Origin of the sequence: Marivirga salinae (assembly GCF_030503855.1) — a bacterium.
Lineage (GTDB): Bacteria > Bacteroidota > Bacteroidia > Cytophagales > Cyclobacteriaceae > Marivirga > Marivirga salinarum.
Map to the genome: position 1 here is coordinate 2,927,515 of NZ_CP129971.1, position 19,760 is coordinate 2,947,274.

Below are 19,760 nucleotides of genomic sequence, written 5' to 3' on the forward strand. Positions count from 1 at the left end.
TATGTACAGAAAATTAATCAAACCTTTTTTTGATAAACTTACGGCTTTGATAGCATTAGTAATTGCAAGTCCAATTTTTCTAATTGTCAGTATTTTACTTGCTATTTTCCAAAATGGAAAGATCTTTTTTTCTCAGAAAAGACCAGGATTGAAGGAGCAAATATTTTTGTTGGTCAAGTTCAAAACCATGCGAGATGATAAAGATGCAAATGGTGAACTTTTACCTGATGAAGAGCGATTAACTTGGATTGGCAAAATTGTAAGAAAAACCAGTATGGATGAAATCCCTCAACTTTTGAATATCTTAAAAGGAGATATGTCTTTTATTGGTCCAAGACCACTATTAGTTGAATATTTACCTCGATATAGTGAAGAGCAAAGAAAAAGACATTTAGTTACACCAGGCATAACAGGCTGGGCACAAATTAATGGTAGAAATACTATAAGCTGGCAAAAGAAATTTGAATATGATGTTTGGTATGTTCAAAATCAATCATTCTTACTTGATATGAAAATAATTTTTATGACCATCTTCAAAGTTTTTAAAGCTGAGGGAATTAGTGCAGAAGGTATGGCTACCATAGAAAAATTCAAAGGTAATAAAGATTAAAAAACAGGCTGTTTTACCACAATATTAATAATTCACAAGATTTTCATATCCAATATTAAGTTTCCTTTACCATCAAGTTATTTTCATTTTAACATCAATTATTAGAGGTAGATTCAATTTAAAATAGTGCTTTCTTAGAGAAGCGAATAAATGAGGTGTCTAAGAAATGCAACAAAGTAGAACGGCTGTAATAGCGGATGATGATAAAGAAACTTTACGGGATTTAGTCAAAATATTAGAATCTGAAAATTTTAATGTGGCTTTGGCATTAGATACTCAGCATGCGATCCAATTAATCAATAGACATCAACCTTTACTTATCATTTCTGAAATAGCTAATCATAATTATGATGGAATAAGTCTTTTTAATTATCTCAAAAATGAAGCCACTAAAAAGGAACTTGATCCTAAAATTATTGCTTTAACTTCTAATAAAGAAGAGCGATATGAAATCATGAGCTATGAATCCGGAATCGATTATTTTCTTAGAAAACCGCTTAGAAAAAATGCATTTAAGCAACGATTATCTAAGTTTTTTGGTGAAGAAGAAAGTGTTTTTTATCTCAAACCTTTAGGTGAGTATGAGATAAGGGATTTACATTTCGATATTAAAAAGCACCTACTTTTTAAAATACCTTCAAATGAATTAATGGAAATCCAAGCAAAATCATTTGAAATATTTTTATTCCTAGCACGCTTTCCAAATCAAGTTTTTTCACGTGAACAAATCATGCAGGCAATATGGGGGAATTCTTCTAAGGTCACATTGCGGTCAGTTGATATACATATTCTAAAAATTAGACAGCTTTTAGGAGAAGACTATATAAAAACAATTAAGGGGGTGGGGTACCTATTTAAGGATAAAAAGTGAGTTTTGCAGTTTTATTTTGTAACCAATCAAATTTGAATCAGTTGATTTAATGTAATCAAATTTTAAATTATGCAAAACATAGAAAATAAAACAGCACTTATTACAGGAGGAAGTAAAGGCATTGGATATGGAATAGCTGAAGCACTATTGGCAAAAGGCGTTAATGTAGCCATCACTAGTAGAAGTCAAGAATCTGCAGATAAAGCAGCTGAATCTCTAGCAAAAAATGCTAAAGGCGAAGTTTTAGGACTTCAAGCTGATGTTCGATCTTTTGAAAATCAGCAAACTTGTGTGAATGCCGTTCTCGATAAATGGGGGAAATTAGATATTGTTATAGCTAATGCTGGTTTAGGACACTTCGCACCTATTGATGAAATGGAAATCGATAAATGGAATGAAGTAATAGATACTAATTTAACTGGCGTTTTCTACACCATTAAATCAAGTGTAGAAGCACTTAAAAAGAATGGAGGTTATTTCTTTACTATTTCCAGTTTAGCAGGTACCAACTTCTTCCCATCAGGTTCGGCTTATAATGCAAGTAAATTTGGCTTAACTGGATTCACGCAATCCGTAATGCTGGATTTAAGACAGCATGGTATTAATGTTTCTACTATAATGCCAGGCTCAGTCGCTACTTATTTCAATGATCATGAACCAAATGAAGATGATTACTGGAAAATTCAAAAAGAAGATCTCGGTAAAATGGTAGTGGATTTATTAGAAATGAATCCTAGAACCTTACCAAGTAAAATTGAAGTGAGACCAAGTAGACCGCCACAGAAATAGTAATTTTTAAGTGTATAGGAAAGTAGAAAAGGTCAGCAAATGCTGACCTTTTCTATTGTTACCCATTAAAAATTTTAACTGGAAATTAGTATAAATATTCTATCGCTACTCTATCATATAAACCGAATTCTCCATCTTCATTAGCACTAAAACAAGCTAACATTAAAGAATTTGGATCTATGTCAGTTGGGGTACCAGGTATATGAATTGCTCCTACACCAGCAGTTCCTTCACTTCCACCAGAACCACATGAGTATGATCTGTTAAACCAATCTGTATGACGTAGTCCAATAGAATGTCCCATTTCATGTCCAATTACATGTTCTACAACATTTGTGTCATAATTGCTTGTTCCAGACTGAATCTGAATGAATTTGTTGGGATCGCCTCCGCTAGGAAATCCTGCACTTCCTCCACCAGAACCGCTTACTCTGTAAACTACCATGTCATAAGAACCATAATTAGTGCCGTAGGTTAATGTAAATGTTAAGCCTGTATTTAGAGCATTGTAATTATCTACTGCCCATTGTAGGCCAGTTCTCATTTTTGAATCTAATCCATTTGAATTATTACCTGTATAGCCAATTACATTGATAGTGCGATTTTGGCTAACAAGGTTGGTTGTACGGTACTGTTCGGCAAACTTTCCTGTATGGAATAGCTCACTTTTAGACATTTTTTCCAATTGCTTATCGCTAATTAAAATGTCTCCTTCTACTACATAGTTAAATCCTCTTTCTCCATTTAGTGGATTGGAGAACTCCTCGCGATAAACATCGCTTGGATCAAAGCCCAAATTTTTCAGTTGGTCTTTGACTTCTTCAGACACTATGCTGTTGTCAATTTCATTTGCCATTTCATCATCTTGTTGGCAAGAACTCATCATTACTGTTACGGCCATGCAGGTAATTACATACATGACACCTTTTCTTAAATTTGTCATAACTTTTGTTAAGATTTTAGTTAGGTTTGCAACATATTATATTTATTTTGGAAAGGAAAAATATTACATTAATTTATTTTGATATTATTAAAATATCAATATATAATATTGGTAATGTTAAGAATATGTTGATAAAAATTAACCAAAACCCATTGTCTAATAGCCATAAGAATTTTAAAATACGACATGCTACAGTTAAGATTATCTTCCTATTATTCTATTTTCTATTTGTCGAAAATAGTGCCTCATATTCTCAAAATCAGGTTTTAAGCCCTAATTACTCTTTTATTAAATCAAAAGTAGAATCTTCTGATAGTTTAAAAGAAGGTAATTATTACCTTATCAATATTGAATCAATAAAAAAAGAATCAAATAGGTTTTCTAATCATTTTAAAATTGTAAAAAGACTTAAAAATGACTCATACATTGTGTTTTATGAGTCTATTGATTCAAAGTCAGTTGAATTTAAACCTAATTATTTCTCTTTATTTGAAGTTGAAAATATCTGGAAGAAGTCAATAAATATAACAAAAAATCAAAATGATTATCTGGCTGGTGATTATTGGTTGAGAATTTCAAATTTTAAAGATTGGGAAAAGTTCGAAAGCAGTGAATCAGGAATAAATACAATTTTTCTATCTAAAAGTTTCGTAAAAGTCGAGCTAGACAATATTCAATTTAAACTTTTATTAAATAAGGGTTTTATTACTTACATTGAAAAGGCGTCTAGATCACCAATTAGTGAAGCAAGAGTATTAGACCTCAATTTAAATCCAAATAGAATTAATACAATTCATGCATATTACCCTGAACTTGATGGGGAAACAGAAGTGGTAAGTATTAAAGAACCTTTCTACAACATTAATGATATTGATATTTCTGGGAGATATATTAAATCCGAAAGGGAAAGCGAATTTTCAGATTCACATGCTTTGGAAATGGCGACCATCATAGCGGGTAATGGCAATTCATTTTTAACTGGACTTGGGGTGGCTCCAGAAGTATTTCATTCTTCTAGTTCGAATGAAGAAGTTTTGCCTGATCCAATTGATTATTTTAATTCCAATAATATTCAAACTCAAAATCATTCTTATGGTACTGAGATAGAATCCTTTTATGGGGTTTCAGCTTCACTATATGATCAACATCTTTTTGAAAACCCTCATATTATACACGTTTTTTCTATAGGTAATTCAGGTTTAGATGCTTCTGATCACGGCAGATATGAAGGTTTAACCGGTTTCTCAAATATTACTGGTAATTTTAAACAGGCTAAAAATATATTGACAATAGGGGCAGTAGATACCAGTATGAATACCATCGAACTGAATAGTAATGGACCAGCTTTTGATGGCCGGATTAAACCAGAATTAGTAGCTTATAGTATGACAGGAACTTCCAATTCCGCAGCATTAGTAAGCGGAGTTTCCGTTTTATTACAGCAAGCTTATAGAGATATTTTTCAGGAGAATTTAACTTCTTCATTAGCCAAAGCCTTATTAATCAATAGTGCTGATGAAATTGGCAATTTAGGTCCTGAACATAAAACCGGCTTTGGAAGTCTTAATGCTTTTGAAGCTATAAAACAGCTTAATAATGAGCAATTTATTCAAGATGAAATAACGGGGAGTATTGCAAAGAAATTTAAAATTAAGGCTCCTGATAATGTAGTGAATTTTAAAGCTACCTTAGTTTGGACTGATCCGCCAGCCGAGGCTAATGATGAATTTGCTTTAATAAATGATCTGAATTTCAAAATTCGAGATGGATCTGGAGAAGCACATTTGCCTTGGGTTTTATCTACCACACCTAATACAAATGATTTAAATGCTTCAGCCACCAGAGGAAAAGATCATTTAAATAATATAGAACAAATCTATATTGAAAGAATAGGTGCTGACTCTATTGAATTTATAGTAAGTTCAGAATTTGCTTTAAGCAGTCCGCAGGCATTCTCCATTGCATATACTTGGGAGTTTGAAAATGATTTTAACTGGACTAGTCCTACATTCAATGATAATATTCCATATAATGGAGAAACTGCTTCTCATATAAGATGGCAAAGCAGTTACCTAAGCCAGAAAATTGGAAATCTTTATTACAAACTAGTATCAGACGATAATTGGGAATTGATTGAAGAGAATATTGTTTTATCAGATGAGAATTTTAGATGGGAACCTGAAATAGTGAATGATTTTGCTCAGCTAAAAATGGAGATCGATAATCAAAGCTATTTAAGTGATACTTTTTCCATTTCAAAGCCACTTAGATTAAATGTAGGTTTCAATTGCTCAGATTCCTTGTCTTTTTATTGGGATTCAATACTAGATGTAGATTATTATAGCTTATTTCATTTGGAGGGGAATAAAATGAAAATGCTGGTCAATACTCAAGATACAAGTATAACAATTCATAAATCAGCTTTAGGAAGTTCTTTTTTAAAGGTTCAGGCTTTTAAAAAGGGTAGAGCACTTATTCAAGGAGGAATCATAGATTATAATCTTCAGGGATCAAATTGCTTTCTGGAATCCTATTTTGTAGAATCTGTGCAAGGAGAAGGTATATATCATGATTTGCAATTATCTTCTTTGACTGGAGTGGAAAAAGTTCGATTGGAAAAAAGAAATGAAGAAGGGAATGAATGGACAACAATAACTGAATTTGAGGCTAATGATTTTGATATTGAATATTTAGAAAATGATCCTTATAATGGATTTAATTTATCTCGGGCTATCCTATTTTTTACTAACGGAGAAAGGGTTGTAAGCGAGACTCAAACTGCTTATTATGTTAAATCTTCAGATTTTATCGTTTATCCTAATCCGATTAATAAAGAAGAGGATTTAAAAGTATTTGCAAAAGAAGCATATCCTGATGCCTTTATTTCTTTTTATAATTTTCAAGGGCAAGAAATAATATCTGTGGCCATTCCTAATGATCGCAATTTCCTAGATCTCGATATTTTAAGTGAAGGAATATATTTTTATAAAATTTTCGATAAAAATGGTCAATTTACTAGTGGTAAAATTTTAATACGAGATTAAATCCAAATACTCTCCAATAATTTGATAATTAAACCATTTATATAATTCCCGAAAATTTCATTGTTCGCATTCACATTTTCCCGTAAACTCGTGAAATGAATAAATTTTTCTTCACACGCTTACAATATGAATCAGGGGATTGGAATGTGGATCAAAGGATGCCAAGCAACCTGTTGAATTCGATTATTGAATATACTAATATTCCTGTTGATACTCAAGAAAGGATAGTGGCACTAAGCAGTGATGAAATTTTCGAATGTCCTTTTTGCTACTTAAGTGGACATAAACTGGTTCAGTTTACCAAAGCTGAGAAGGAAAATTTCATAAAATATATAGATAATGGTGGATTCATCTTTGTTGATGACTGCAATCATGATATAGACGGACTTTTTGCCAAATCATTTGAAAGTCAGATGGCGGAAATATACGGTGAGGAAGGATTAAATAAAATCCCGAATGACCATCCTATTTTTTTCAGTTTTTTTGAATTCCCTGATGGTCCACCTACCACTTCTCAGGAACTGAATGGCTGGGGAGATGATATCGTTCATGATTATTTGAAGGCTATTGAAAAGGATGGGGAAATTAGAGTTCTATATAGTAATAAAGATTATGGTTGCGAATGGGATTACGATTTCCGAAACAAAAGATGGCTAGCAGAAGATAACACTAAGTTTGGAGTGAATATAGTGATGTATGCGATTTTTGGGTGATGATGTGTTGAAGTGACGAGGCTTTTAAGTATGGTTTAATGCAGGATGATGGGTGTAGGATGATTAGGTTAGAACGGGTATAGCTAATAATTAAATATATAGAAACAAGGTAGAAATAGTTTGTTGAAAGCCATAAGAGGGTAGAAGCAAGAGAAAAAAGTCCCGTAGGGAAGAAATTATGGTAGAAACAAAAAAAAGCATAACAAACCCCATAGGGGTGACATTACAGAGCAATGGAAGACATACAAAATACAGTAAAAAAGTTTAAAGAAGCCCGAAAGGAGCTATCCAAAGCTATTATAGGTCAGGAAAATGTCGTAAGCGAAGTTTTTATGGCTTTGCTGGCTGATGGGCATATTTTATTAGAAGGTGTTCCTGGCTTAGGTAAAACACTTTTAGTGCGTTCTTTAGCCAAAGTATTACAATTGGATTTTCATCGAGTTCAATTCACGCCAGATTTAATGCCTGCTGATATTATAGGAATGGAGGTTTTAGAAGAGGACAGGAGCACAGGGAAACGATTCTTTCAATTCAACAAAGGGCCAGTTTTCACTAATATTTTGTTGGCAGATGAAATCAATAGAACGCCACCTAAAACTCAATCAGCATTATTGGAAGCTATGCAAGAACGAGAAGTTACCTATGCTGGCAAAACCTATAAATTACCTGAGCCTTTCTTTCTATTAGCTACACAAAATCCATTAGAACAATCCGGAACTTATCCATTACCCGAGGCACAGTTAGATCGATTTCTATTTTACACTGTCGTGCAATATCCTGCTGAGCAAGAGGAAGTTGACATCCTTCAACTCACCACTGGAAATCAAAAAAATCAGCTTAATCCAACCTTAACGGCAGAAGAAATTTTGAAAGCCAGAAGCTGGGTTAGGGATATTCATATCGATAAGGAATTATTAGTGAAAGTAAGTCAGTTGGTACGCTCTACTCGTCCTCAAAACTCAGATATTGAGTTGGTAAAGCAGTATGTAGATTGGGGAGCAGGTCCAAGAGCTGGTCAATCCATAGTATTGGCAGCTAAAGCCCACGCTTTCCTAGATGGTAGACTCTCTGTTATTCCAGAAGATATTAAGGCAGTGGCATTAGCTGTACTTCGCCATAGGGTTGTATTGAATTTCGTGGCAAAAACAGAGAAATTTACAGTGGAACAATTGATTCCGGAACTTCTGAAGACCATTAAATAGCACTGCTCCAATGCAATCCATGAATCAAATATTTCAAATGCCTGACTTTGAAGCACTCAAAGCACTTCAATTGTACATTAAGCATCATATTGAAGGGGTGATGATTGGGATGCATCAAAGCCCAAAAACAGGTTTTGGAATTGAATTCAAGGAATATAGAAATTACGTTCCGGGAGATTCTTTAAAACAATTGGACTGGAAATATTTTGCCCGCACTGATCATTATATGATTAAGGAAGCGGAAATGGAAAAGCAACATGATTTCATTTTCGTTTTGGATAAAAGCTTGTCCATGAAGTTTGAAATGGCAAATGCAAGCAAATTCAATTGGTCACGCACGCTCATAGCTGCCTTGGCTTTTTTAGCCAATAATCAGCATGATAAATACCTTATCTACAATCAGGATAATCCACCTACTGATTTTGAGTCTTTCCTTTACCGATTGATTCAACTTAAGCTGGAAGATGAAACCAGTATCAAAGATTTAAACCCCATTCAACAAATTCAAAATAAAAGCACTGTTTTTATCTTCACAGATGGTTATTCAGATGAAACTGAATTTCATAGTCTATTGAAAAATTGGGCAATGGCATCGGAGGAAGTCATGCTGGTTCATTTATTATTTGAAAATGAGGAACAGCTCGATTTCAAAGGACAATATTTCACTTTTAAAGATTTGGAAGGGAAGGGTAGTGTTCAAGTGAATACACAAGAAGGTTTTCAAGATTATCAAAAGAAAATCGAAAGCTGGAAAAGTGAAATTCAAAAAACTTGTGCGAAAAATGGAATAGCTTATTGGCAGCTGAATGGTCGAGATTCTATCCAAAAAGCAATTTTTGAGCTATTAAATCACTTTAACCAATCTTGGGTGTGAACTGGCTTAATCCTATAGCGCTCTGGGGGTTAACCGCTTTGGTGATTCCAATTCTCATCCATTTGTGGAGCAAGAATAAAACAAAGGAAATTGCTTTTGGAAGTATTCGGTTTTTGAGGGAAAGTAGCACTTTACAATCCAAAAAAATCCAACTTTCAGAGATTCCATTATTATTAGTTCGCTTGATTATATTGGTTTTGGTTGTTATGCTCATGGCAAGATGGGTCAACTACCAAGAAGTAGAAAAACAGAAAGCTTTATTGCTGGGAGAGGACGTTAAAGTACCTGAAGCCTATGCAAATGATGAAATAACTGTTTTTAGGGCTTCTGCATTTGGTGAAAATTCTAATCATTGGTATTTATTGGAAGAACTTGCAGTGGAGCATCCCGAAATTGACTCCTTAATTTACATCAATGATTTTAGGGATACGGATTTTGTAGGAGCTATTCCCAAATTAAACTTCCAATCAGAGCTTATTTCTGCTAATCAAAAGCAGAATTCACAAGGAAAAAGGAATTTGGACACTTTACTTATCCATTTTGCGGAGCTTTCTGAAACTGTTCAAGGAAAGTTTGTTAAAGTATTGAAAGCAAATCAGTTATACACCAATGGGAAAGTGAATTTCAAAGAAGCAAAAAGGAGTGAGGCTCAATTGATTTTTACTCTTTCCCCACAGAAGCTGGAAACCAATCAAATTGTGGTGAGTGACAGTATATCAAGTAATTATCAAATCCAGAAGAAGTACCAAAGCAGCCTATTATACCTAAATGAAAGCTGGCTAAATAACCCATTGAATGAGGATATGTTTTTATTGATTGTTTCCGAGTATATAGCGCAAGTAGTAGAACCTAATTATCAGTATTCTTCTTTTGATATGCTTTATACCAAAAAATCAGAGGGAGTGGAAGAAGTTAAAGAAGCCAAAACATTTGATGAGGAGCTTTTATGGCTGATTGTGTTGTTGATCCTTTTAGAAAGGTATTTTAGTTTTAGAAAAAAGCATGTATAAGGATTTCGAAAAATATTGGTCGAAGCTCAAAAAGCAATTTCAACTATTGTTGGCAGCATCCATAGTGATTCCACTTGTGGCTGGAGTACTTTTACTGTTGTCAATTGCCAATATCGCGCATCTAAGTATTACTTTTGCCTTTTGGATCGTTTATACTGTATCCATAGCTAGTTTACTAATGCTATGGAACTCAAAACTATTTTGGAATAATCAAAAGCTGATCCAGTTTCTGCATCATAAATATCCTGATTTGGAATATAGCTTATCCATTTTCTTCCAAAAGGATATTAATTCTTTAGGAAAATTGCAGCAGGCAAAGATTTTTAAGCAACTACCTTCTATTCAAAATATAACTTTCCCAATACCTTTAAGAAAGGTGTTTATCTTATTGGTATTTAGTGGTTTATTGTATTTTGCTTCATTCAATTATCAAATGGAAAAACCTTCCGGAATTCAGTTGACATCAATCGAAAATAAGGCTGAGGTGGAAGTTGATAGTGCAAATCAAAATGAAGTTGGAAATTTTGCTTATCAATTAAAAGTATATCCACCAAGCTATACTGCTTTAAGAAGTTTTGAATGGCAAGGCAATAAAAAGATTCCGGAAGGAAGTCGGTTGGTTTTTACCAATCAGGGAAATATCAATTTCGATTTGATATGGCAAAATCAATATGAATTCAAGCTTACTGATAATCAATCCAAGACATTTTTTCTCAATCAGTCATCCATTTTCCAAATTGATTATTTGCAAAATGATGATTCTATTTCCTTGAAGCCTGAAATATTGGAAATGAAAAGAGATGAACCACCGATTCTCTCTACCAATTTGAAAGAAAATCGACATGAGGTTAGATGGGAAGATTTAGATAAGGATTTCAATTTGAATCTGACTTTGCAAGACGATTACGGAATTGGCTCGACTGACATTATCATGACCTTGAGTAGAGGAGAGGGCGAAGCGGTGAAGTTCCGGGAGATGAAACAATCCATTAGAGGCATTTCTCAGAAGCTTCAGCGACAGCAAAAGAGCATCAGCTTACCAATGGATACTTTTGATCTAGAGCCCGGTGATGAGCTTTATTTTTACTTTTCAGCTAAAGACAATAAAAAACCAAAAGCAAATACCGGCAAAACGGATGTCTATTTTCTTTCCATAGCAGATACGGTGGAATCAGAGCCTGTGGAGTATGAGGGCTTTGCATTGACTAACGAGGCAGAATATTTTAAAAGTCAGCGACAAATCATAATAGATACCGAGAAATTGCTAGAAGAGCAAAATCAAATCAGTCAAAATGAATTTGAACAAAGGAGTAATTCTATTGGTGCTGACCAGAAATTGCTAAGGTTAAGGTATGGTGTATTTTTAGGAGAAGAATATGAAACAACAGGAGGATTGGGAGAGGTGGATCATACAGGGCATGATCATGGCGCTATTGAAGGAGAGGATGATGAGCACGAAGGTCATGATCATGACGAGCAGGAATCCGAAAGTAATTTCTCCAACCCGATTTACAATGAAACCCCAGAATTGGAAGCATATGTGCATGCGCATGATGAATCTGAGCTATCCACTTTTTTAGATGCTAATGTAAAAGCCAAATTAAAAGCAGCGCTCACCAATATGTGGGAAGCGGAGCTTTATTTAAGAACCTACAAGCCAAAAGAAGCACTTCCTTTTGAGTATGAAGCCCTAAAACTGATAAAGGAGGTAAAGAGAGCCTCCAGAATTTATGTGGAAAGAATGGGCTTTGAACCACCTCCAATTGATGAAGAGAAAAAAAGATTGACAGGTGATTTGGATAAAATTGATGCCCAAACAACCGAAGAAGAACTGAGAGAAAAATCATTTGAAGAGAAACTGGCTGAAACTTATACTGAATTAAAAGCTGCTTATCAAGTTGGAGATATGAGTAAGGCTGAGGCAGTGGTAAATGATTTCACAGATGATTTAGTTTCAATAATTACTTCAGAACCTGTGCGCTATGGAAGTTTGTTGGCTACTGTTAAGCAATTCCGAAACACTAACTCACAAAGTAGACTAAGAGATATTTTAATCATAATGGAAGATATGCTGCCGGCATCAGTTTTGGAAGAGGCTAATGCAGGCAAAAGCATAAAAACCTCTTTGCATAAAACTTATTATGACTTGCTGAATGAATGATTTGATAAAAAATATCGGCTGGGAAAATAGTGTTGAAGTTTGGCATTTAGCTGTGCTTGCAGTAGTTTTTATACTTGCCTTCGTATGGGAAATCAGGAAGCAAAAGCCTCGAAAAGCATGGAGAACAATTGCTTTATTATTTGCATTTATTTCTCTGTATATCATTTATTTATCCCCATACATTTTAACTGAAAAATCAAAAAAGTCTGTATTGCTTATTGGGCAAAATATATCTGAAACTAAAGTGGATTCATTACGAATTACTTATGATTTGGAAATCTTTCAACGGCAATCAAATTCTAAATTTCAGAATATGGAGACGGAGCAGCAGATAATTTTAGCAGAACTCAATTATCAGATTGATACCGCTTTTGTTTATGGATATCTTCCGCAATTAAATCCTGACCATTATCAAGTCCGAGAAGATATTAAAATCGAAAAAGGTATTCAGATTGATTATCCGAAATCCATTGCCTTAGGTGATAGTTTGCAAATTAACATTCAGAATTTAGAGCACAGAACACTTAATATCACCGCTATTATTGCGAATAATAGTATTTCAATATCCATTCCAGGCGAAACTCATAGCCCTATTTCAATTCTACCAAAGTCATCAGGTTATATTTTATCAGAAATTAGAACGGACAATGAAGATTATCACTTTGCAGTTAAGGTGGAAAAACCCGAACATCATGTCATTCAAATCCTGGCTGCCACTCCTGATTTTGAGTGGAAATTTTTTAGTGATTATCTGAAATCTAAAAAGCATTCTGTCTATCAGAAAACTCAAATTTCCAAAGGAAAATTCAAATCTTCATTTTTCAATTGGCAGGATACTTTACAAATCAATAGGGGAGTTGCGAAAGATTTAAAAGTACTATTTGTAGATGCAAAAGCTTGGGCAGATTTAGTACCAAATGAGAAAAATCTATATCTAGAAAAATTGAAGGAAAACAAGGGGAGTTTAATCTTTAGAACTAACCCAAATAGCCGAATTCAGCTTAATTTAGACAAGCCTAAATCTACTAATATTTTTAGTACAAGCAATAATTTACTTGAGCAAAATAATTATAACTACTTACAATTCAATAATCTATATCAATTAGATGAAGTGGCAAAAAACAGTGTTTTCAGAAAAGTAAATCCTGATTTGATTTGCGGGATTTTAAATTTTCAAAACAGTTTTCAACTCAAGTTGTCAGGAAAAAATCGGGAATATGAACAAATTTGGTCTACTGTTTTTAGTGAATTAATCAGAAAATCATCTGAGATTTTTTATGATAAATCGAAATGGTCGGTTCATCATCAGCCCTTCTTTTTTAGACTTTGGTCAGATGAAAAAGTAGACAGTATTTCAATTTTCAATCTTCAAAACGACACCATCAAATTGCATTCGATGTCAGATTTTATGTATCCCGAAAGGAAGCATTTTATGTTTTATCCACAGCAAAAAGGCTGGCATTTTATCAAGGTGAAAAATCAATTGGATCCGATCCTATTTTTTGTTCATTCGGATTCTCTAGCTAACCAATCAGAATTCTTAAGTAATTACAATTATGATTACCTAAATTATCTTAATTTTACAGATTCAAGTATTAAGCAGAATGGTGAAAAGTATAATAAAGAATCCGTAACATTATGGTTCTTTGTTCTGTTTCTGTTGTGTGTAGGATATTTATGGATTGAAGATAAAATTACTTAAAATGACGCTAAGATTATTCGTGCTATTTGTTGTATTGTTTTCCACTTCAGCTTTAGCTCAAAATAGTAGCGAACCCATCAAATTACCTAAGTCTGTTTCTTTAAATCAATCCATTGATCTGCTTTCAGCATATATCCAAAGAGAGAGCGTATCTGGCAGTGAGAAAGAAGCAGCCATTTTTATAGAGGATTATATTTTAACCACAGATTTGAATCTAAAGGTTTTCTCTGATTTTTCAGATAATTATAATCTTGCTGCTTCACTATATCCCTTAAATTCAGGAAAGCCCAATATTATTTTACAAAGTCATATAGATGTTGTTCCAGTCGAAGATTTTGATGATTGGGAACACGATCCTTATAGTGGACATTTTGATGGAGAATACATTTATGGTAGAGGAGCTTTAGATGCTAAAGGATTAGGTATTATGCAATTGAAAGCCTTAGAAGCTTTTCAGCAGGATTATGATACTACAGACTTGCCTTTTAATGTAACAGTACTTTTTCTTTCTGCAGAAGAAACAGGTGGTGATAAAGGTGCAAGATACCTTATGAAGAATTTTAAAGAAGAACTTAATGCAGCAGTTATTCTAGGAGAAGGAGGAGCAGGTTATCAAAATGTTCTTAAAAACAAGCCTGATAAAGTGGTTTTTGGTGTTTCCATTGCTGAAAAGCAAAGTTTATGGTTGCAATTGAAGATTAATAGCAACTCTGCAGGCCATGGGGCTGCTCCTTCAAAAGACTATGCAAATATTCAATTAATTAGTAGTTTAAATAATCTTACCAACAGAAAAGTACTTTTACTTTTTAATAGAAGTACTAGAAGAATGTTCAGAAGCTTAGGAAGAGCTGAAGGAGGTGTCAGAGGCTTTTTTATTCGTAATATTAATTGGTCTATTTTAGCACCTTTCGTCCGAAAGCAAATTGACAGAGAACCTTTTCTATCCTCATTATTAACTAATACAGTGACGGTTACAAACATTTACAATCCACCCGGGCCACCTAATCAAGTCAGTAATTCTGCTACTGCAGTGTTGGATTGTCGTTTGGTGCCTGGGACATCGTCCAAGAGTTTTATTCGCTATATTGAAAGAAAACTAGATAATGATAATATTAAAGTAAGCGTAATTTCGGAAAGTCCTGAAGCTCAACCTTCACGTTTAAACAAATTTTATAGGGCTTTGGAGGATGCTATTGCTACCAGCTATCCTGATGCGGAAACAATACCGTTTTTATTTCCAGCAACTAGTGATAACAGTCTTTTTAGGTCTTATGATATTCCTTCCTACGGCCTTATTCCTGCTGTAATAACTGAGCGGGACATTAATAGTATTCATAGTACAAATGAAAGAATCAGCTTGGATGTGTTAGAATCAGGAATAGGCATTTATTATAACTTTCTAAAAGAAATCCAGTTAAAAGAACCGTTTTCCTTATTTGGAATTAATGATGATGAAGAATCTGAATAGAAATGAAGAAATCTAGAATTTTTTTACTTATCGCAATCCTATTTATGTTGATTGTATTTTACGTGGTTTACGATATGTCAAGGAAAACCAAATTTCCAAAAGGAAGACCGGGTGCAGAAACTGAACAAAACAAATCTGTTAAAGATAGTGTTGAGCAAAAAGACCCTATGGAAGTTGAAATCCGAAGGTAAATTGATCTTAATAGATAGGTGTAATGGTGAGAGCTATTAACTTCCTTATAATTAGCACCTATAAAACAATTTTTGGTGTAATTGAATTTTAGAATACATACAATTTGAGAAATGAGTGAAGCAGGCAAAAAAATAGATGTTGATAAAATTGATTTAGAAAAAATGAAGGAAGGCACTTCTGATAAGCCTGGAACTATTGCCTTTCCTCATCATTCTGGTAGTGCTATTATTAAACCCACTGATAGAGGTAAAATAAAGGGTCGTGCTGTTTCAGCTATGCATGAGCAAACTGATAGGCAAATGACTCAGCTATATGAGCAAATGCAATTATTAGCTAAACAAGCAAATGATCTAAAAAGCCGTGTTGAAATTTCAGAACGTATCTATCTAGCTAAAATCAATTTTGAACCACTTATTAATCATACCTATCATATGTATGAAGATGCTGAAGGAAAAGACATATTGTCCTTGATTGCACCCGGAGAATGGGGCAGAAGCCAAAATAGTATGAAGTATTTGGCTAGTGTTAAACTGCTGGCAGATCATACTTGGGAGGTTTTGGAGAAAGCCAAGGACTGCTAAATTGCTAGCTGGCGGGTTAAAGAATCTTTAGTAACTAAAGTTACTCCATTCCAATCCTTTCATTAGTATATTGAACTAATCAATAATGAAAGTGAATCATGAAAACTTTAGGACTAATTGGAGGCACATCATGGCATGCTACAGTAGAGTATTATAGCCAAATTAATCAGAAAGTGGGGGATGTGATTGGTAAACAAGCCAATCCCGAACTGATTATTTATAGCATTAATATTGAATTAATGCGGGAGCAGAATAAGGAAAAGATCCAAGCTAAATATCTTGAAGTCAGTAAAAAGCTTCAAGAAGTCAAAGCAGAAGGTATTATAATTTGTGCCAATACTCCTCACATGATTTATGATTACGTACAGCCTAAAATTGATATTCCAATTTTACACATTGGTGTAGCTACAGGACGAGCAGCGCAGGATGCTGGGCTTAAGACTTTGGGATTATTGGGCAACAAACCCACTATGACGGGAAAATTTATTCCTTCAATTCTAGAAAATGATTTCGGAATAAAGATTATAATTCCGGAAGGGGAAGATTTAGATCAATCCCATCATTATGTTTCCAAAGAACTTACACAAGGCACATTTTCACAAGAGGCTAAAGCATTTTACCTCAAACAAATAAAGGAAATGAAAAGTAGAGGAGCGGACGGAATTATTCTAGGTTGTACGGAATTACCTTTGTTATTGAAAGATATTAAAGCTGATTTACCTATGTTGGCTACCACTGATTTGCATATTGAAATGGCTGTAAATTTTATTTTAGACCATTAAAAATTTTAATAAACTTAACAAAAGTAGAAGCTATAAGTTACATTCTAAAATTAAAAAATGGAAACTACCCAGACGCTTCAGCTTAAACCTATTAAGTTTAAAACACACATTTTCACCAAGGAATATGAATCACCTTATCAAGAATCTCAAATTTGGGATTGGTTGAATGATCCTAAAACTTTTACTGACAATCAGGTTTGGCCATTTAGAGTAGAGTTTCTACGAAATGAAAATCAGGAGCATGATTTTGAAGAAGGGGTTTTGAACATACATCATGGACCAATGCTTTCATTGGCAGGTGAAATTGGTGAGATTACTTCCCATTATAGAGATTTGCAATATTTTTACGGAAGTTACGCTATTTCATTTCGAATTATTCGTCCTTTCAGACTTGAGTTTAGGACTGAAGATAAAGAGGATAAACGTATTGTGAGAGTACAACTGAGTAGTTATGTAGCCCCCTCTTTCTATAAAATCTGGAATTGGAGTCAAAGTATTTTTTGGAGTCGCTTTGGAAGATGGATGAATAAAAGCATTAAAAAGAGAATATCATGAGTTTAATTGAATTAAAAGATAACTTATCTGATGTTAAAAGTACTATGCTTGGTGCACTGAATCAAGCAGGCAATGATAAGCGTTCTGCTTTTCGATATATCATATTGAATACTATTTCAGAAGGAATTCCAAATACAAGGTATGTAGTCTTAAGAAAATTCAAAACTGATTCTCAGGAGCTATTTATTTTTACTGATTACAGATCAAATAAAATTAGAGAAATCAAGGAAAATCCTTTTGCATCTGTTTTAGCTTATGATCAACAAAATAAATGTCAAATTAAATTGAAGGGGAAAATTAACATTCATCATCAGGACGAAATAGCTGATGATTTATGGGATTCAGTTGAAGATGGACAAGAATCCTACAATACTAAATCGCAGCCAGGGAAAAAGGTTGATTCTTTGAATGATGCTCATCAAATGAAAAATGATTATGATGATAAATATTTCGCTGTGTTGATCATGAAGGTTTCAAAAGCAGAAATTCTTCAACTTAAGGGAGATGGACACATAAGAGCATTTTTAGATTTTGAAAGCGATGAATCAAGTTATTTAGTACCTTGAAAGCAGGCCATTTTAATAATGACCTGCTTTTAAATTATAATTGACTTGCCTTATTTACCAGAGATTTCAACTCTTCCTTATAACCATAAGGATCATCCAAATTAGTTTGATATAACCAATCATTAATATCTTGGTAGCTTGCAGTTCCTTTAAATTGGGAATCAATTAATTGCATTCCAAAAGCTGCAACAGAAGCCGTGAATTTCATATAGTCGGAAGATTGTGCAAAGCTTTTATCTTCATCTACTATATCCAATTCAAAAGGAACACTGGTGGTGTTGTCAGGCAATTTATATCGCATATCAATGGAGAACGTTCTTCCGGTTTCAAACCCAACAGCAGGATTAGGTATGATTTCATAGATTGCTGTAATGCTCTGTCCTGCACCTAATTCTCCTGCATCTTCGCTATCATCTTCAAAATCTTCTTCATTCAATATTCTGTTTTCATAACCAATTAAACGATAAGCATCTACAATTTCAGCGTTGAAATCTACCTGAACCTTAACATCCTTTGCAACCGTATAAAATTTATTCTTTTCATAAATAAACACCTTTTTTAATTGCTCTACATTATCTATGTATTCATAAGTCCCATTTCCTTTATTAGCTATTTGCTCTAAAGTGCCCTCATTCAAATTACCGCGACCAACACCGAGAGTAGTTAAAAATATACCGTTGTCTCTTTTTCCTTCTATTAGGGTGATAAGCTCTTCTCGGTCAGATATACCAACATTAAAATCGCCATCAGTTCCTAAGATGATTCTATTATTGCCCCCTTCGATGAAATTATCCAAGGCAATATTGTAAGCTGTGATTATACCATCAGCTCCTGCAGTTGAACCACCGGAGCCCAAACTATTGATAGCCTCTTTGATTTTTCCTTTTTGATCACCTGATGTTGATTCCAATAAAAGTCCAGCCTGACCAGCATAAGTCACTATGGCAATTTTATCTTGACTTGTTAATTTATCTACCAATAAATTAAAGCCTTGTTTTAATAATTGTAATTTATCCTTGCTACTCATTGAGCCCGAAACATCAATCAGAAACACATAATTTGAGGCTGGAAGCTGGCTTTCTGGAATATCCTTTCCCTGAATTCCTATTCGAATTAGCTTGTGTTCTGGCTTCCAAGGACATTTAGCTACTTCTCCATTAGCTGCTATTGGCGAACCATCAGTGGGCTGAGGATAATTCAGGTCAAAATAATTAATGAATTCCTCTATTCTTACAGCACCATTAGGCGGAAGGTTTGATTCTTGCGTTAAAAACCTTCTGGAATTCGCATAAGATCCACCGTCAGCATCAATTGAAAAAGTAGATACATTTTGTTCCGAAGTACTGATAAACGGGTTTTCTCCATTATCAATATATTGGTCTCCTTCATTATAATAGGATTCTGCAGAATAATCGGGACCATAACCATCTTCATAATTGCTATGACAAGAAAAAATAAATAATAGTAAAAATAGTGAACTGAGTTTTGTAATTTTTTTCATTTTGATAGTTTTAATGTTTTATAAATGGAAGATAAAGTGGTTGGTTTAAGACCACGGTTGAAGGCAGGATCCAATCAATAGACTCAAGGTTTTTATTTTTGGTTGTAACCTAAAGTGAAAAAACGGTTAGGAGATGTGATATATTAAAGATCATAGTTATGGCTATTTAAATATTTGTTTTTCATAACTTTTTGAA

At 33.8% G+C, this 19,760-nt stretch carries 18 protein-coding genes; 16 read left to right on the forward strand and 2 right to left on the reverse strand.

All coding sequences use genetic code 11. The features are described 5' to 3' along the window. Nucleotide 1: 1 nt before the first annotated feature. The 3 genes from QYS49_RS12280 to QYS49_RS12290 all read left to right on the forward strand — a co-directional run bounded on the left by QYS49_RS12280 (nucleotide 2) and on the right by QYS49_RS12290 (nucleotide 2,270). Complete coding sequence (locus tag QYS49_RS12280; protein WP_308347620.1) at nucleotides 2-610, forward strand: sugar transferase; 609 nt, start codon at nucleotides 2-4, stop codon at nucleotides 608-610. Between the two features lie 166 nt (nucleotides 611-776). Beyond that, on the forward strand, nucleotides 777-1,481 hold the full coding sequence (locus QYS49_RS12285) for a response regulator transcription factor (protein ID WP_308347621.1): 705 nt from the start codon (nucleotides 777-779) through the stop codon (nucleotides 1,479-1,481). A gap of 69 nt (nucleotides 1,482-1,550) precedes the next feature. Beyond that, nucleotides 1,551-2,270, forward strand: coding sequence for an SDR family oxidoreductase (locus QYS49_RS12290; RefSeq protein ID WP_308347622.1), 720 nt, complete (start codon nucleotides 1,551-1,553; stop codon nucleotides 2,268-2,270). 85 nt (nucleotides 2,271-2,355) lie between these two features. Here the strand turns inward: QYS49_RS12290 and QYS49_RS12295 are convergent, their stop codons facing one another. Beyond that, nucleotides 2,356-3,213: a M57 family metalloprotease gene (locus tag QYS49_RS12295; RefSeq protein WP_308347624.1), complete on the reverse strand. Its 858-nt coding sequence runs from the start codon at nucleotides 3,211-3,213 to the stop codon at nucleotides 2,356-2,358. A 125-nt stretch (nucleotides 3,214-3,338) separates the two neighbouring features. Between QYS49_RS12295 and QYS49_RS12300 the strand changes: the two genes are divergently transcribed. The 13 genes from QYS49_RS12300 (at nucleotide 3,339) to QYS49_RS12360 (ending at nucleotide 18,063) form a co-directional block, all read left to right on the forward strand. Further along, the gene (locus QYS49_RS12300; RefSeq protein ID WP_308347625.1) at nucleotides 3,339-6,257 is read left to right on the forward strand and encodes a S8 family peptidase; all 2,919 of its coding nucleotides are present in this window, start codon (nucleotides 3,339-3,341) and stop codon (nucleotides 6,255-6,257) included. 95 nt (nucleotides 6,258-6,352) lie between these two features. Continuing rightward, complete coding sequence (locus tag QYS49_RS12305; RefSeq protein WP_308347626.1) at nucleotides 6,353-6,970, forward strand: DUF4159 domain-containing protein; 618 nt, start codon at nucleotides 6,353-6,355, stop codon at nucleotides 6,968-6,970. Between the two features lie 233 nt (nucleotides 6,971-7,203). Continuing rightward, nucleotides 7,204-8,172 (forward strand): AAA family ATPase, encoded by a 969-nt coding sequence (locus QYS49_RS12310; RefSeq protein ID WP_308347627.1) that lies wholly within the window; start codon nucleotides 7,204-7,206, stop codon nucleotides 8,170-8,172. Between the two features lie 19 nt (nucleotides 8,173-8,191). Further along, nucleotides 8,192-9,046, forward strand: a complete 855-nt coding sequence (locus QYS49_RS12315; protein ID WP_308347628.1) for a DUF58 domain-containing protein — start codon at nucleotides 8,192-8,194, stop codon at nucleotides 9,044-9,046. Beyond that, a complete protein-coding gene (locus QYS49_RS12320; RefSeq protein ID WP_308347630.1) occupies nucleotides 9,043-10,056 on the forward strand; it encodes a BatA domain-containing protein in 1,014 nt (337 codons plus the stop codon). The genes QYS49_RS12315 and QYS49_RS12320 overlap by 4 nt, the downstream gene beginning before the upstream one ends. Further along, on the forward strand, nucleotides 10,049-12,217 hold the full coding sequence (locus tag QYS49_RS12325) for a hypothetical protein (RefSeq protein ID WP_308347632.1): 2,169 nt from the start codon (nucleotides 10,049-10,051) through the stop codon (nucleotides 12,215-12,217). Before QYS49_RS12320 ends, QYS49_RS12325 begins: the two co-directional genes overlap by 8 nt. Then, nucleotides 12,210-13,919: a hypothetical protein gene (locus tag QYS49_RS12330; RefSeq protein ID WP_308347633.1), complete on the forward strand. Its 1,710-nt coding sequence runs from the start codon at nucleotides 12,210-12,212 to the stop codon at nucleotides 13,917-13,919. Before QYS49_RS12325 ends, QYS49_RS12330 begins: the two co-directional genes overlap by 8 nt. A gap of 1 nt (nucleotide 13,920) precedes the next feature. After that, complete coding sequence (locus tag QYS49_RS12335; RefSeq protein ID WP_308347634.1) at nucleotides 13,921-15,387, forward strand: M20 family metallopeptidase; 1,467 nt, start codon at nucleotides 13,921-13,923, stop codon at nucleotides 15,385-15,387. 2 nt (nucleotides 15,388-15,389) lie between these two features. Further along, complete coding sequence (locus tag QYS49_RS12340; RefSeq protein ID WP_308347635.1) at nucleotides 15,390-15,578, forward strand: hypothetical protein; 189 nt, start codon at nucleotides 15,390-15,392, stop codon at nucleotides 15,576-15,578. Between the two features lie 111 nt (nucleotides 15,579-15,689). Further along, the gene (locus tag QYS49_RS12345) at nucleotides 15,690-16,160 is read left to right on the forward strand and encodes a DUF2452 domain-containing protein (RefSeq protein ID WP_308347637.1); all 471 of its coding nucleotides are present in this window, start codon (nucleotides 15,690-15,692) and stop codon (nucleotides 16,158-16,160) included. A gap of 98 nt (nucleotides 16,161-16,258) precedes the next feature. After that, on the forward strand, nucleotides 16,259-16,942 hold the full coding sequence (locus QYS49_RS12350; protein WP_308347639.1) for an aspartate/glutamate racemase family protein: 684 nt from the start codon (nucleotides 16,259-16,261) through the stop codon (nucleotides 16,940-16,942). Between the two features lie 57 nt (nucleotides 16,943-16,999). Beyond that, nucleotides 17,000-17,497, forward strand: a complete 498-nt coding sequence (locus tag QYS49_RS12355) for a hypothetical protein (RefSeq protein WP_308347640.1) — start codon at nucleotides 17,000-17,002, stop codon at nucleotides 17,495-17,497. Further along, nucleotides 17,494-18,063, forward strand: coding sequence for a pyridoxamine 5'-phosphate oxidase family protein (locus QYS49_RS12360; RefSeq protein WP_308347642.1), 570 nt, complete (start codon nucleotides 17,494-17,496; stop codon nucleotides 18,061-18,063). Before QYS49_RS12355 ends, QYS49_RS12360 begins: the two co-directional genes overlap by 4 nt. A 34-nt stretch (nucleotides 18,064-18,097) precedes the next feature. On the opposite strand, the gene QYS49_RS12365 is transcribed toward QYS49_RS12360, so the two are convergent. Then, nucleotides 18,098-19,564: a vWA domain-containing protein gene (locus QYS49_RS12365; protein WP_308347644.1), complete on the reverse strand. Its 1,467-nt coding sequence runs from the start codon at nucleotides 19,562-19,564 to the stop codon at nucleotides 18,098-18,100. Nucleotides 19,565-19,760: the final 196 nt, after the last annotated feature.